At 71.3% G+C, this 14,501-nt stretch carries 13 protein-coding genes and 1 pseudogene; 13 read left to right on the top strand and 1 reads right to left on the bottom strand.

Going from position 1 to position 14,501, the window contains the following annotated elements:
• The first annotated feature begins 3 nt into the window (after positions 1 to 3).
• The 12 genes and pseudogenes from ACFVVO_RS35085 to ACFVVO_RS35030 all read left to right on the top strand — a co-directional run bounded on the left by ACFVVO_RS35085 (position 4) and on the right by ACFVVO_RS35030 (position 13,080).
• Positions 4 to 828 carry an MlaE family ABC transporter permease gene (locus ACFVVO_RS35085; protein WP_390060508.1) on the top strand — a complete coding sequence of 275 codons (825 nt, stop codon included), beginning with the start codon at positions 4 to 6 and terminating at the stop codon, positions 826 to 828.
• 5 nt (positions 829 to 833) lie between these two features.
• On the top strand, positions 834 to 2,096 hold the full coding sequence (locus tag ACFVVO_RS35080; protein ID WP_390060506.1) for an MCE family protein: 1,263 nt from the start codon (positions 834 to 836) through the stop codon (positions 2,094 to 2,096).
• Complete coding sequence (locus ACFVVO_RS35075; RefSeq protein ID WP_390060505.1) at positions 2,093 to 3,133, top strand: MCE family protein; 1,041 nt, start codon at positions 2,093 to 2,095, stop codon at positions 3,131 to 3,133. Before ACFVVO_RS35080 ends, ACFVVO_RS35075 begins: the two co-directional genes overlap by 4 nt.
• 221 nt (positions 3,134 to 3,354) lie before the next feature.
• Complete coding sequence (locus ACFVVO_RS35070; RefSeq protein ID WP_390060571.1) at positions 3,355 to 4,377, top strand: MCE family protein; 1,023 nt, start codon at positions 3,355 to 3,357, stop codon at positions 4,375 to 4,377.
• Positions 4,374 to 5,483 carry an MCE family protein gene (locus ACFVVO_RS35065; protein ID WP_390060503.1) on the top strand — a complete coding sequence of 370 codons (1,110 nt, stop codon included), beginning with the start codon at positions 4,374 to 4,376 and terminating at the stop codon, positions 5,481 to 5,483. The genes ACFVVO_RS35070 and ACFVVO_RS35065 overlap by 4 nt, the downstream gene beginning before the upstream one ends.
• Complete coding sequence (locus ACFVVO_RS35060; RefSeq protein WP_390060502.1) at positions 5,480 to 6,772, top strand: MCE family protein; 1,293 nt, start codon at positions 5,480 to 5,482, stop codon at positions 6,770 to 6,772. Before ACFVVO_RS35065 ends, ACFVVO_RS35060 begins: the two co-directional genes overlap by 4 nt.
• Positions 6,769 to 8,043: an MCE family protein gene (locus ACFVVO_RS35055; protein ID WP_390060500.1), complete on the top strand. Its 1,275-nt coding sequence runs from the start codon at positions 6,769 to 6,771 to the stop codon at positions 8,041 to 8,043. The genes ACFVVO_RS35060 and ACFVVO_RS35055 overlap by 4 nt, the downstream gene beginning before the upstream one ends.
• Before the next feature lie 11 nt (positions 8,044 to 8,054).
• Positions 8,055 to 8,528 carry a hypothetical protein gene (locus tag ACFVVO_RS35050; RefSeq protein WP_390060498.1) on the top strand — a complete coding sequence of 158 codons (474 nt, stop codon included), beginning with the start codon at positions 8,055 to 8,057 and terminating at the stop codon, positions 8,526 to 8,528.
• A gap of 33 nt (positions 8,529 to 8,561) precedes the next feature.
• Positions 8,562 to 9,356: a hypothetical protein gene (locus ACFVVO_RS35045; RefSeq protein ID WP_390060496.1), complete on the top strand. Its 795-nt coding sequence runs from the start codon at positions 8,562 to 8,564 to the stop codon at positions 9,354 to 9,356.
• Between the two features lie 480 nt (positions 9,357 to 9,836).
• Positions 9,837 to 10,196, top strand: a pseudogene (locus ACFVVO_RS35040) (hypothetical protein); the annotation flags it as partial.
• A 607-nt stretch (positions 10,197 to 10,803) separates the two neighbouring features.
• Complete coding sequence (locus ACFVVO_RS35035; RefSeq protein ID WP_390060494.1) at positions 10,804 to 12,231, top strand: selenium-binding protein SBP56-related protein; 1,428 nt, start codon at positions 10,804 to 10,806, stop codon at positions 12,229 to 12,231.
• 84 nt (positions 12,232 to 12,315) lie between these two features.
• Positions 12,316 to 13,080 (top strand): hypothetical protein, encoded by a 765-nt coding sequence (locus ACFVVO_RS35030; RefSeq protein ID WP_390060492.1) that lies wholly within the window; start codon positions 12,316 to 12,318, stop codon positions 13,078 to 13,080.
• A gap of 437 nt (positions 13,081 to 13,517) precedes the next feature.
• Here ACFVVO_RS35030 and ACFVVO_RS35025 read toward each other — a convergent pair whose 3' ends face one another.
• The gene (locus ACFVVO_RS35025) at positions 13,518 to 14,090 is read right to left on the bottom strand and encodes an RHS repeat domain-containing protein (protein WP_390060569.1); all 573 of its coding nucleotides are present in this window, start codon (positions 14,088 to 14,090) and stop codon (positions 13,518 to 13,520) included.
• On the opposite strand from ACFVVO_RS35025, the gene ACFVVO_RS35020 reads away from it, so the two are divergent.
• Entirely contained in the window at positions 13,986 to 14,501 is a 516-nt protein-coding gene (locus ACFVVO_RS35020; protein ID WP_390060567.1) for an RHS repeat domain-containing protein, read from the top strand. The two genes, ACFVVO_RS35025 and ACFVVO_RS35020, sit on opposite strands and share 105 nt — an antisense overlap.

Genomic DNA, 14,501 nt, shown 5'->3' with positions numbered 1-14,501 from the left:
CCGATGAGACCACGAGAACTCCTCGATCGCCCCTTGCGCTCGCTCGAAGAGCTGGGCGCGCAGCTGTCCTTCTACGGACGCTCCCTGGCCTGGACGGGCCGCACCCTGCGCCGCTACAAGAAGGAGATCCTGCGGCTGCTCGCCGAGGTGAGTTTCGGGCGCGGCGCGCTGGCCGTCGTCGGCGGCACGGTCGGCGTGATCGCGTTCCTGTCCTTCTTCACCGGCACCGAGGTCGGCCTCCAGGGCTACGCGGCCCTCAACCAGCTCGGCACCTCCAACTTCGTGGCGTTCCTGTCGGCGTACTTCAACACCCGGGAGATCGCCCCGCTGGTGGCCGGACTCGCGCTGTCCGCGACGGTCGGCGCCGGGTTCACCGCGCAGCTCGGCGCGATGCGGATCAGCGAGGAGACCGACGCGCTGGAGGTGATGGGCGTCCCGTCGCTGCCGTTCCTGGTGACGACGCGGATGATCGCCGGCTTCGTCGCGGTGATCCCGCTGTACGTTATCGGGCTGCTGTCCTCGTACCTGGCCGCCCGCACCATCACCACCGGCTACTACGGGCAGTCGACCGGCACGTACGACCACTACTTCCACCAGTACCTGCCGCCCGTCGACGTGTTCTGGTCCTTCGGCAAGGTGATCGTCTTCGCCCTGCTGATCATCCTGGTGCACTGCTACTACGGCTACCACGCGAGCGGCGGCCCGGCCGGTGTCGGCGTCGCGGTGGGCCGGGCGGTGCGGACCTCCATCGTCGCCATCAACGTCCTGGACTTCTTCCTGAGCCTCGCGATCTGGGGCGCCAACACGACCGTACGGATAGCGGGGTGAGAGCGGTGCACACGCACAGAACGAGGCTCAGGCTGTACGGCATCGCGTTCCTCGCCGTGCTCGCGCTGCTGCTGTCGCTCGCGGTGGCCGTCTACCAGCAGGCGTTCACCTCCGTCGTGCCCGTCACGCTGAAGGCCGACGCCCTCGGCAACCAGCTCGACCCGCGCGCCGACGTCAAACTGCGCGGGCTGCTGGTCGGCGAGGTGCGCGCGGTGCACGCCGACGGCACGAAGGCGACCCTCGACATAGCGCTCAAGCCGCAGTACGTGTCGTACATCCCCTCGGACGTGCACGCGCGGCTGCTGCCCAAGACGCTGTTCGGCGAGAAGTACGTCGACCTGGTCGCTCCCGCCGGCGCCGCGCACCCGCCGGCCCGGCCCATCCGTGCGGGTGACGTGATCCCCCAGGACCGCACGAAGGTCGGCATCGAGGTGCAGCAGCTGATGAACGACCTGCTGCCGCTGCTGCGCACGGTCCGGCCGGGTGAACTCAACGCCACGCTCTCGGCGTTCGCCACCGCACTGGAGGGGCGCGGCGACCGGATCGGCGGCAACCTCGCCCGGGTCGAAAGCTATCTGCGCCGCCTCAACCCGCACATGCCCTCCCTCAAGGAGGACATCACGCGGTTCGCGGACGTCGCCGAGTTGTACGGCGACGCCGCCCCGGACCTGATGCGCATTCTGCGCAACACGGTCACCACCAGCCGGACGATCGTCGAGAAGAAGGACCAGTTGGCATCGGCTCTGCGCGCGACCGCCTCCGTGGCGGGCACCGCGAACGACTTCCTGACCGAGAACGGCGACCGGCTGATCACCCTGGGCCGGGTCTCCCGCCCCACGCTGGAGTTGTTCGCCCGCTACTCCCCGGAGTACCCGTGCCTGTCGCAGGGCCTGGTCCGGCAGGAGAAGGCGTCCGAGGACGCGTTCCGGGGCGGCGAGATGCGGATCACCCTCGAGGTCGTCCGGCCCCAGGGCGCGTACCGGCCCGGCGAGGAGCCGGTGTACGGCGAGCGGTCCGGACCGGACTGCCGCGGCCTGCCGCATCCGCAGGTGCCCGGGCCGAAGCCCCGTCTCCACGACGGCACGTCGGCCGGAGGTTCCGGCGGCACACCTCCCGGAGGTTCCGGCGTGTCCGCCACCCGGGCCGAGCAGCGGGCCGTCGGTTCCCTCGTGGCCCCCGTCATCGGCGTCCCCGCGGACCAGGTGCCGCCCGTGGCGACTCTGCTGTTCGGGCCGCTCGCGCGCGGAACGGCGGTGAGTGTCGCTTGAGCAGGTCAGGAGCCCGGCAGACCGCCGCCCCGCTGGTCAAGTTCAGCCTCTTCGCGCTGGTCACGATCGCGGCGACGGCGCTGCTCGCCGCCACCATCGTCAACGTCTCCCTCACCTCCAAGGAGACCTACCACGCGGTGTTCACCGACGTCACCGGGCTGGAGACCGGCGACGACATCCGGGTGGCCGGAGTGCGGGTAGGGGAGGTCGAGGGTATCCGGATCAAGGACCGGACCCTGGCGGAGGTCACCTTCACCGTCAGCGCGGACCGGCCGCTGCTCGCCGGGACCCGCGCGGTCGTCCGCTACCGCAACCTGGTCGGGCAGCGGTACGTCGCGCTCACCGAGGGCCCGGGCGACGTCACCGCCCGGCTGCGCCCTGGCGGCACCATCCCGCTTTCCCGGACCCAGCCGGCACTGGACCTCAACGCCCTGCTGAACGGCTTCAAGCCGCTGTTCGCCGCGCTCAGCCCGAGCGACGTCAACCAGCTCGCCACCGAGATCGTCCGGACCCTCCAGGGCGAGGGCGGCACGGTGAACAGCCTGCTCGCGCACACGGCCTCGCTCACCAGCACCCTCGCCGACCGCGACGAGCTGATCGGGTCGGTGATCGGCAACCTCAACACCGTCCTGGAGACGCTCGACAAGCGCGGCTCCCGGTTCTCCGGTCTGCTCACGCAGCTGCGCCGGGTGGTGTCGGGGCTGTCCGCCGACCGCAGGCCCATCGGGGAGTCGCTGGTGAGCATCGGCGACCTCACGGACGTGACGTCGGGGCTGCTGAAGGACGCGCGTCCACCACTGAAGGACGACATCGCCGGGATCGGCGATCTGACCGGAACGCTGAACAAGAACGAGAACACCGTGGAGGGCGTCCTGAAGCGGCTGCCGAACAAGCTCGAGAAACTGACGGGCACCGCCTCGTACGGCTCGTGGTTCAACTTCTACCTCTGCGACTTCGACGGCCGGATCGTGCTGCCGAAGACGAAGCAGGTGATCACCCCGGACATGCACGTGGCACGGGCGAGGTGCGGCGGATGAGCACGCGCATCGGGCGGGGCACCGCCCGCCGCCCCGAGCCGTTGGTGAAGGTGCGTGTCCTGCCGCCGAAGCTGCCGAGGCTTCCCAGGCTGCTGCCGAGGCGCGCACCCCGCCCCGAGCCGCTGGTGAGGGTCCGGGTCCTGCCGCCGAAGCTGCCGAAACTCCCCAGGCTGCTACCCAGGCGCGCACCCCGCCCCGAACCCCTCGTAAAGGTGCGCGTACTGCCGCCGAAGCTGCCCAGGATCCGGCTCGGGCGGCTACGTCCGAAGCCCTTCCGGGAGCGCAGTCCGGTCGTCGTCGGCGCGGTCGGCCTCACCGTCCTCGCGCTGCTCACCGTTGCCGCCTTCAACGCCGACAGCCTGCCGCTGATCGGCGGCGGTGACACCTACAGCGCGGCCTTCTCGGAGGCCGGCGGACTCAAGCCGGGCGACGAGGTGCGGATCGCCGGGGTCAAGGTCGGCAAGGTCGACGCCGTCGACCTGGACGGCGACCACGTCAAGGTGACCTTCAAAGTGAAGGGCCGCCCGGCGTTCGGTACCGACACGGGTGCGGCGATCCGGGTCAAGACGATCCTCGGCGCCAAGTACCTGGCCCTGTACCCGAAGGGACCCGGTCAGCTGAAGGCGGGCGGCGAGATCCCGCTCCGGCGGACCGTGTCGGCCTACGACGTCGTCCAGGCCTTCAGCGACCTTACGACCACCACCGAGGAGGTCGACACCGGCCGGCTGGCGAAGGCACTGGACACGATCTCCGTCACCTTCCAGGACTCCCCAGAGGAGGTGCGGGCGTCGATCAAGGGGCTGTCGCGGATCTCCCGGAGCGTCGCCGCCCGTGACAAGGCGCTGCGCGGGCTCCTCGACCACGCGAACGGAGTCACCAAGGTGCTGGCCGGTCACACCAAGGACTTCTCCGCGCTGGTGAAGGACGGTGACGCCCTGTTCAAGGAGATCGAGAAGCGGCGCACGGCGATCCACGCGCTGCTCAAGAGCTCCGCGCTGCTGGGCATCGAGCTGTCCGGTCTGGTCGACGACAACAGCAAGGAGATCGGTCCCGCGCTGAAGAACCTCAACACCTTCGTGACGATGCTCGAACGCAACCAGACCAGCCTCGACCGCAGCGTCCGGCTGCTCGCCCCCTACGTACGACTCTTCACCAACACCCTCGGCAACGGGCGCTGGTTCGACTCCTACATCCAGAACCTGGTCGCCGCCCCGGTCACGCCAAGGACGGGAGGCACCCGATGACCCGCAGACTTCTCGCCCTGTTCACCGCGCTCGCGATCATCATCGGCCTCGCCGTGGTCCTCTGGCCGGGCCCCGGCCCCGCCCGCGTCACGGCGTACTTTCCGCGCACCGTCGGCATCTACCCCGGCTCCGACGTCCGCGTCCTCGGTGTCCGCATCGGCGAGGTCAGGAAGATCACGCCGGAGGGCGACCGGGTACGGGTGGAGCTGGAGTACGACCGGGGCCGCAGGATCCCCGCCGACGCACAGGCCGCCATCGTCAACTCCTCCGTGGTCAGCGACCGTTACGTGCAGCTGCTGCCGGTGTACCGCAAGGGACCGGTGCTGCGGGACGGAGACGTCATCCCTGAGTCCCGTACCGCCGTCCCCGTCGAACTCGACCGGATCTTCGACAGTCTGCACACCACCGCCGAGGCGCTCGGCCCGAACGGTGCCAACAAGAAGGGCTCGCTGTCCCGGCTGCTCGGGGTGAGCGCGGACAACCTCCAGGGGCAGGGCGAGAACCTCAACAGGACGGTGCGGGACCTGTCCCAGGCGGTCACCACGCTGTCCGACGGGCGCGGCGACCTGTTCGGGACCGTGCGGAACCTCCAGGTGTTCACGGCCGCGCTGGCGGCGGACGACACCAGCGTGCGGTCGTTCAACAGTGACCTCGCCGTCGTGGCCGGGCAGCTCGCGGGGGAGCGCAAGGATCTCGCGGCCGCGCTGAAGTACCTGGCCGCCGCGCTCGGCGACGTGTCCGGCTTCGTGAAGGGCAACAAGAAGGCGCTGACCTCGGACGTGCGGGGCCTGGCCAAGGTCACCAAGGTCCTCGTCACCCAACGGAAAGCTTTGGAGGAGCTGTTGACCGTCGCCCCCACGGGCCTGTCGAACCTGCAGAACGCCTACAACCCCGCCGCCGGCACCCTCGACACCCGCAACAACGCACAGGCCTCGCAGGATCCGTCATCCCTTCTCTGCTCGATCCTGAAGACGACCGGCAAGGACCACGACAACTGTGCCGGGCTGAAGAAGCTCCTCGACTCCCTCCCCGAGGTTCCGTCGGCTCCCCTGTCGACGGGCACGGTCGACAGGACCCTCGGCGGAATCCTGAAGGCACCGGCATGAGCGCGCGGCGCAAGGGGCGGATGGCCGCCTGGACGGCGATCGGCTCGCTGCTGCTGACCGGCTGCGAGTTCAACGGCTGGTACGACGTCCCGCTCCCCGGCGGCGCCGCCTCGGACGGTCACGCCTACCACGTCACCGTCGAGTTCCGGGACGTCCTGGACCTGGTGCCGCAGTCGGCGGTCAAGGTCGACAACGTCACCGTCGGCGCGGTCGAGAAGGTGGAACTGGACGGCTGGCACGCCCGTGTGCGGCTCCGGGTCGCCGACTCGGTGAAGCTGCCCGGTAACGCGGTCGCCGATCTGAGGCAGACCAGCATGCTCGGCGAGAAGTACGTCGCCCTGTCCCCGCCGGCCGGCACGCGGCCCCTCGGACGGCTCCGCGACGGCGACCGCATCCCGCTGTCACGCAGCGGCCGCAACCCGGAGGTCGAGGAGGTGCTGTCGGCCCTGTCCGCGCTGCTCAACGGCGGCGGGGTGGCCCAGCTGAAGACGATCACCGTCGAGTTGAACAGGGCCCTCAGCGGCCGCGAGGACCGGGTCAGGTCCCTGCTGAAGCAGCTCGACACGTTCCTCGGCGGCCTCGACGACCAGCGGGCGGAGATCGTGCGCGCGCTGAAGGGCGTCGACCGGCTCGCGAAGCGGCTTAAGAAGGAGAAGAAGACGATCGCCCTGGCCGTCGACACCATGCCGCCCGCCCTGAAGGCCCTCGCCGACCAGCGAAAGGACCTGACGAAGATGCTCACCGCCCTGTCCGGGCTCGGCAGGACGGCCACCAGGGTGGTGAACGCCTCCCACGACGACACCGTCGCGAACCTGAGGAAGCTCCAGCCCATCCTGCGGGAGCTGAACAAGGCGGGCGACGACCTGCCCGACTCCCTCGAGATCCTCACCACGTACCCGTTCCCGCGCAATGCGACGGACGCCGTCAAGGGCGACTACGTCAACCTGAAGATCACCGCCGACCTCGACCTGGCGGACCTCTACGGCAACGTCACTGGCAAGCCCGGCAAGGGCGGGAAGTCCCCGGCCCCCGGGAAACCGCGTCTGCCCGGCGTCCCCACTCCCACCCCTCTCCCGTCCCTGCCGTCCCTTCCCCCGCTGCCGTCCACCCCGTCCCTGCCGTCCGCCCCGACCGTGCCCTCCGCGCCCTCGACGCCATCCGACGGCAGCAGCCTGCTGTGCCCGCCGGTGTGCCACGCCGCCTACGGCACCGGGGGCGGCTCGCGTCGCCTCCCGCCAGGGGTCGATCCCGGTCTCGCCGAGCTGATGCTGAAGGGGATGCTGCTGTGATCACACGTACGGTCAAGGCCCAACTGCTCGCCTTCGCGGCCGTCACCGCCCTCGGGGTGTCGTACGTCGGCGCCCGATACACGGGCCTGGTGGACGACGTCCTGCACCGCGGGTACACCGTGCGCGCCGACTTCGCCGAGTCCGGGGGCATTTTCTCCGGCGCCGAGGTCACCTACCGCGGGGTGCCGGTGGGCCGCGTGGGCGATCTGCGGCTGACCGGGTCCGGGGTCTCGGTGGCTCTCAAGATCGAGGACGGCGCCCCGCGGATCCCGGCCGACACGCTCGCGGTGGTGGCCGACCGTTCGGCGGTGGGCGAGCAATACGTCGACCTCCAGCCGCGGCGGTCGGGCGGACCGTACCTCATGGACGGCACCCCGATCCCGCGCAGCCGCACCCGGACCCCGCTGCCCGTCACCGATCTGGTCCTCAGCCTCGACCGGCTGGTCAACTCCGTCGGCAAGGACGATCTGCGGGTCACCGTCGACGAGCTGGGCAAGGCGTTCGCCGGTACCGGACCGAACCTGAGCCGGCTGGTGGACTCCGGCGACGCGCTGGTGGAGTCGGCGTCACAGTCGCTCCCTCAGACGGTCTCGCTCGTCGAGGACTCGCGGAAGGTACTCAAGACACAGGCCGACCAGGGCTCGGCCATCAAGTCGTTCTCCCGCGATCTGGCCGCCCTCACCGAACAGCTGAAGTCGAGCGACGGCGATCTGCGCCGGCTGATCGGCACCACGGCGCCCGCCGCTCAGGAGGTCGACTCCCTGCTGAGGTCGACGCGGCCGAACGTGCCGGTCCTACTGGCCAACCTCATCAGCGGAGGCCAGATCACCGTGGCGCGGCTGCCCGGCGTCGAACAGGCCCTGGTCACGCTCCCGCTCAATGTGGCGGGCAGCTACACGGTCATCCCCGGCGACGGCACCACCCACTTCGGGATGACCGTGAACGCCGACGACCCTCCCGCGTGCACCCAGGGCTACGGCACCTCGCGGCGCGACCCCGCCGACACCAGTACCCGCCCGGCGAACACCGACGCGCGCTGCACGGTGCCGCGCGGCAGCAAGACCTCCGTGCGCGGAGCGCAGAACGCGCCCGGCGCGACGACCGGCCGGCAAGGCGCCGGCCAGGTCGCGTTCGTGGCCCCCTACGACCCGGCGACCGGCACCGTGACCGGCCCGGACGGAACGCCCGTCGAGATCGGCTCGACGGGCGGCGAACAGACCGTGTTCGGAAAGGAGTCGTGGCAATGGCTGCTCGTGGGACCGATGGCATGAGAGGCGGAAGCATGAGGCTGCTGTCGGCGGGGCTCGTCGCCGCGACTGTGCTGACGACCGTGCTGGGTGTCTGGCTGGGCCTGAAGCTGTCCGACCAGCGGGCGGCCGAACAGCGCCGTCAGGACATCCTGGCGGCGGCCCGCCAGTCGGCGCTGAGCTTCACCTCGCTCGACTACCGGCACTACGACCGGGACAGCGGCGATGTGCTGAAGGGCGCGACCGGCGAGTTCAAGAAGGAGTTCACCGCGCAGACCGCGCAGCTGACGAAGCTGGTCGCGCAGAACAAGTCGGTGTCCGAGGGGCAGGTGCTGGAAGCGGGCATCGTGCGGTCCGACGCGCGCTCGGCCCGAGTCCTGGTCGTGGCCGACAGCAAGGTGTCCAACACCGCCGCGCCCGAGGGCCAGGCGCGCACCTACCGGCTCCAGCTCGACCTCACACGCGTGTCAGGCCGCTGGCTGACGTCCGACGTCGCGTTCGTGGGCTGACCGACCGTGAGTCCATCGATGAGGAGAGACACCGTGCCGAACCCGACCGCCCGCACCCGCGGCACCGGCTCACCGGCCCGCCGCACCATGACCGCGGCCGCCCGCGCGGCGGCCAAGCGCGCCGGACGGCCCGCGCGCCCCGAGCGCGCCGGCCGCCGGGAGGAGCGGACTCCCTCCGGGAGCGATCTGCTCGTTCAGCCCCCGGCTGACGGATCTGAGGAGCCGTCGGAGCCCGAGACGACCGAGAAGACCGGGTCACCCGAGCCGCCCGAGTCGCCCGAGTCGTTCGAGGGGAAGCCGGAGGACGGCGCACCCTCGCGCAGGGCCGGGTGGGGCGTGTTCCCCGCGGTGCTGGGCGTCGTCCTCGTGGCGGCGCTCGCCGCGGCCGCCGTACTCGGGTGGCAGTACCGGCAGGGGCGGCAGGCGGAGCAGGCCCGCGGCGAGGCCCTCGCGGCCGCGCGGACCGCGGCGCCGATCGTGCTGTCGTACGACTACCGGCACCTGGACCGGGACTTCTCCCGGGCCCGCGCCCTGCTGACCGGGCACTTCCGCGACCAGTACGGCAAGACCACGCAGGCCGTGGTGGCGCCCACCGCGACGAAGTACCACGGCGTGGTGAAGGCGACCGTGGCAACACCCATCGACGGCGGTGCCCCGGCGGTGTCCGTCGTGTCGGCCGCACCGGACCGTGCCGTCGTCCTGCTCTTCGTCAACCAGGTCACCCGGAGCACCCAGGTCCCCAAACCCCGGCTGGACCTGAACCGAGTGCGCATGACGCTCACCCGCACCTCCGACGGCTGGAAGGTGAGCGGCGTGGACGCCCTCTGACCCCTCTGACCCCTCCGACCAGGCCTCCGCAAGTGCCCTCGCCCGGTCGGCGGGAGCACTGAAGACACCGCCCCCCACGCCACACACCACCACCCTTCGTTCGACTCGCGAACCCTCGAGGTACCTGTGGCTCCGCACTCCGTCCTCACCACCACCCGCGGTCGCGGGCGCGTCTCGCCGTCGGGGTGCTGGCGCTCGTCGCCGGAACCCTGCCGAGTGTGGCCGCCGCCGCTCCACCTTCCGGATCGCGCCGCTGACCGACACGGTCCAGCCGATGTCGTCGACGGCATCGGCTGCCGCCGCGAGGACGGCTGCGAAGATCTTCTCCCAGGTTCCGTCGACGGCCCACCTGATCAGCTGATCGGCCGGCATCAGCGGCTGGATCCGGCCCCACATCGCATCAGTGATCACTAATCGGACAGGCGTATCCGATCAACTGATGAGCCCACCAAATAGACACGCTCTAGGTCGCTGAGCCGCATGAGTTCGTTCAAGCCCTCACGCCCGTCCCGTCCCAGCGGTGCGCAGGCCGGTTGGTGGTTGCCTACATGTCCATCGTCCAGCTCGGCACTGACGCTGGCCGCCGCTGCCTGCTGGGCCGCCTACATCCTGCTCACCCAGCGCTTCGGGGGCCGGGTCACCGGATTGAAGGGCTTGGCCGTCCATGCCCGTCGCCGGGCTGATCGGCGTGCTCATCGCCGCGCCCACGCTGTCGACCCGCGTGACCTGGTCGGCACGTGGACCATGCTCGCCCTGGCCGTCCTGAGCCCGGTGCTGCCCTTCGCCCTCGAATTCCTCGCCCTGCGCCGACTGACCACTTCCGCCTTGGGCACCGTAATGAGCCTCGAACCCGCCATCGCCCTGCTGAGCGGCTTCCTCGTGCTCGGTCAGAGGCCCGGGCCTGGCCCCCGCGGCCGGCATCGCCTGCGTGGTCGTCGCCAGCATCGGCGCCACCCGGAACGGCGACCGCCGCACCGAAGCGTCAGCCGCCGCCACCCCGGCCGACGCACAGCCGTGCGTGCAGGAAGTGTCCTTAAACCAGCGGCCTCTCACGGGCTGCACCACGCGGCGGGAGGGCTTGTCTCGGTCACTTCGGCACCGCCCCTCGTGTTCGGTGGTACTTGCCCCCGTCTGGGCGGGCCACCCCGTCAGGCCGGGCCACCCGCACCCGGCAGATGCCACCCCAGCCCCGCCTCACACGCCCCGCCCCACCGCGCCAAGACCGGTGGCTTGCGCACCGCGGCGCCGGGACCACCGATCCCGGCTTCAGGGCGGTGCCGCCGTCACGGCTGGACGCCGTGGCAGGGCCGGGGGGACTGTGAAACGCTCGGAAGCAGTGGCATATCCGTCCTTCACCGCACGTCAACGGCGGACGAGAGAGCCGGCCCGTCCGTGACGGGGGTTAACCCGGTCCCTGGCCCTGTGTTCGCCGAGTGGGGAACACACCATGACGACCACCGAGCACCCGCACGACCACGACGGCCACCAGGACCCGACCCTCTACCGCACCCCGGCGGACGCCGTCGCCGCACCCGGGGAGGAACTCGCCTACGTCGTCGGGTTCGACCCGGCCGGAGCGCGCTCGGACGCGCTGTTCACCGTCGGCACCGACCCAGGCTCCGCGGCGTACGGCCGGGTGATTGCCCACGCCGAGGTGCCCGGCGTGGGCAACGAACTGCACCACTTCGGCTGGAACGCCTGCTCGAGCGCGCTGGCACACACAGGCCACCAACACGCCGCGCGTCGCTACCTCATCGTCCCCGGACTGCGCTCCTCCCGGCTGCACGTCTTCGACACCCTCCCCGATCCCGCCCGCCCCCGCCTGGTCAAGACGGTCGAGCCCGACGAACTGGCCGCCCGGGCCGGGTACTCCCGCCCCCACACCCTGCACTGCGGCCCCGACGGCGTCTTCCTGTCCTGCCTGGGCGGCGCGGACGGCGCGGACGGGCCCGGCGGCGTGGCGCTGCTGGACCACGAGAGCTTCGAGGTGCTGCGCTGTTGGGAGAGCGAGCGCGGGCCGCAGCACCTCGCCTACGACGTCTGGTGGCACCTGGCCCAGAACATCGCCGTGACCAGCGAGTGGGGAACCCCTTCCATGATCGAGGACGGTCTCGTCCCCGACCTGCTGTTGGAGCGCCGCTACGGCCACTGCCTGCACTTCTGGGAACTCGACACCGGCCGGCACCTGCAGCAGGTCGACCTGGGCGACGCCCACCAGATGGTGCTGGAACTGCGCCCCGCGCACGACCCCGAGGCCACCTGGGGGTTCACCAACACCGTGGTCGACGTCGAGGACCTGTCGGCCTCGGTGTGGCGGTGGCACCGCGACGGCGAGGACTTCCAGGTCGCCAAGGTGATCACCCTCCCGGCCGAGCCCGCCCCGGCCGAGGACCTGCCCCCGGCGCTCAAGCCGTTCGGCGCCGTACCCCCACTGATCACCGACATCGACCTCTCGGTGGACGACCGGTGGCTGTACGTCTCCGCGTGGGGCACCGGCGACCTCATCCAGTACGACGTGAGCGACCCGCGGCAACCCAAGCGGACCGCGGCCGTGCGGCTCGGCGGCATCACCGCCCGCCAGCCGCACCCCGCGGCACCCGACGTGCCGCTGACGGGCGGAGCACAGATGGTCGAGGTCAGCCGCGACGGACAGCGCGTGTACCTGACCAACTCCCTGTACGCCGCCTGGGACGAGCAGTTCTATCCCGCGGGCATCGAACCCTGGATGGTCAAACTCGACGCCGACACCTCACGCGGCGGGCTGTCGGTGGACGGTCATTTCTTCCCCCGCGGCGAGGACTTCGCCGGCCTGCGCGTGCACCAGACACGCCTGCAGGGCGGCGACGCCTCCTCCGACTCCTACTGCTACCGCTGACCCAAGGGCTGGTACCTACGTCCGGGCCAGCGCCGGTGCGCCAGGGCGCCGCCCGCGCGGCCCGCCGCTGACCAGGGAGTAACCATGCTCTGCGCCTTCGAGGCGGCCGGCGCGCACCCCGCCGGCGATTCGGCAGGGCAGCTGCCTCCCGCCGCATCGCTGGTGGCCGCATCCCTGGTGGCCCTGGCCACCCTGGCGGGAGCCTGGACAGCGCGGCGGGCACCGGGCCGTACCGTGCTCGTGCCGGCCGCCGCGTCCGGGATACTGCTGGTCGTCGCCGTCCTCGATCTGCTGCCCGACGCGTGGGACGAGGCCGCCGAGGCCGGCCTGCCGCCGTGGGCGGTGCCGTTCACCGCGCTCGCCTCGTTCGCCCTCATGGGCGCCGTCACCCGGACTGGCTGCCCCTGTACCCGGGAACGTGCGGGCGGCATCGGCGCGGCAGCAGGGCTCGCCGTACACCGCTTCGTCGAAGGAGCAGCCCTAGCCCTGACCACCTCGGTGGCCGTGATGGCCGCGCTCCTCGTACACGCCGCCGGCGAAGGCCTGGCACTGGCCGCGCTGCTGGGAACGCAGCCCGGACGGCGCATGGCCCCGTGGATCACGCTCGCTTGCCTCAGCCCACTCGCGGGAGTCTTCGCGGCCGGCGCCGCTCGCCTCCCCAACAGCGTCCTGCCCTTACTCCTCGCCGCCGTCACCGGCGTCCTCACACAAGCCGCATGGGCGGCACTCGGGCTCGCCCGCAAGCAGCGGTTCGCAGGCCGACGTGCGCGCACGCTCCCGGTCACAGCAGCGATGACGCTCGCGGCCGTCCTCACCGCACTCGTCCTACTGGTCGCGGCCGGCCGCTGAACGCGACACGGGCACCGGCTCGGGTACTGGGGGACCCCTGGGCGGGTTCGTAGCCGTACGGGTCCGGCTCGCATGCAGTCGGCTCCCACCGTCGCGCTAGGCCTCCCGGCGCGCCGGCGGCCCGGCGTCCGCGCTGCGGCCCGGGCGCGCAGCATGCCCTGTCCCGGGCTGGGCTCGAAGCGGGCGGCCAGGGCGTCGGCGACGACTCCGGTCGCGAAGGCGTAGACCGTCTTGTGCAGCAGATCCACGATCAGCTCCTGGCGGGGCCAGCTCTGCGGCCGTGCTCCGGCCCCCGTACCGTTCTCCAGGATCTGGCGACAGCACGATCATGCATCTGGCCCGCTGAGCGGACCGGGCGACCGGCGCGACCATCTGGTCCTCCGGCACCAGCGGTCACTCCGGCGCCTGGGCCAAGTTCGGCACCGACGGCAACCTCGTCATCTACAGCACGGCCGCGGCCCAGCTATGGACCACCGGCCTGACAGCGACCACCGGTTCCACCTTCCGAGTCCGCAACGACTCCACCGCGGTCGTTGCCGCCTCCAACGGTTCCATCGTGCTGTGGCGGCAGGGCACCGCGAACGCGATCCCGGGTTGCCGTCCGCCTGGTAGTGCGTGGTGGAGAGCAGCCCGACGTTCGGGGTGTAGTGGGTGGTGGAGGTGTAGGTGACGTTGCCTGTGGCGGGGGCGCTGGTCTGTCCGGCGGCGGCGAAGCCCGCCCGACGTAACAAGGTGAAGGACAGTGCCTGGCCGCGCGGGTCGGTGGTCTGGAGCAGGTTGCCGGCCATGTCGTACTTGTCGAATGAGGTGGTGCCGGTGTTCGGGTCGGTCTGGGTCAGCTTCTGGCCGAGCAGGTTGTAGGTGTACGACCAGGTGTTGCTCGCGTTGTCCTTGATCGACTCGACCTGTCCTGCGGGGTTGTAGGTGTAGCTCGTGGTGGCGCTGGCGGCCGCGCGCGCAACTACGACCCGGCCATAGGCCGCTTCCTCACCCCCGACCCGATCTTCCAGGCCGGCGACCCCAACCAGATGGGCGGCTACACCTACGCCGCCGACAACCCCACCAGCAGCAGCGACCCCACGGGGCTCGACCCGGCCAGCTGGGGAGAGTCGCCAGCGCCGCGCCAGCGCCGGCATTCGCCCGCCACCGCCCGGCCGTGCCGGCCTGGCACCCGCCGCGCCCCGGCTTCCATCCGGCCGCCTGGCCTCCCGCGCCCTCAGGTTTTCCGCCCACGCCCATGCTGTCTGCCGTCCCCGGCCCGCCGCAGCGTTCCGGCGTCCGGCCCCGTCGGCGTCTTTGGCACGCAAGGCGCCCAGAGGGACCTCTCGTGGTCCTTACCACCCTCACGATGCCCGATGTGGCTTGCGGGCGGGTTCTCGCCCGCCAGGCCGCGCCCTAGACTGCGACCGCTCCAAATCTGA

Source organism: Streptomyces sp. NPDC058145, assembly GCF_042884245.1.
GTDB lineage: Bacteria > Actinomycetota > Actinomycetes > Streptomycetales > Streptomycetaceae > Streptomyces.
The sequence above is the reverse complement of the archived record's forward strand: the minus strand, read 5'-3'. Positions and strand labels throughout refer to the sequence as shown.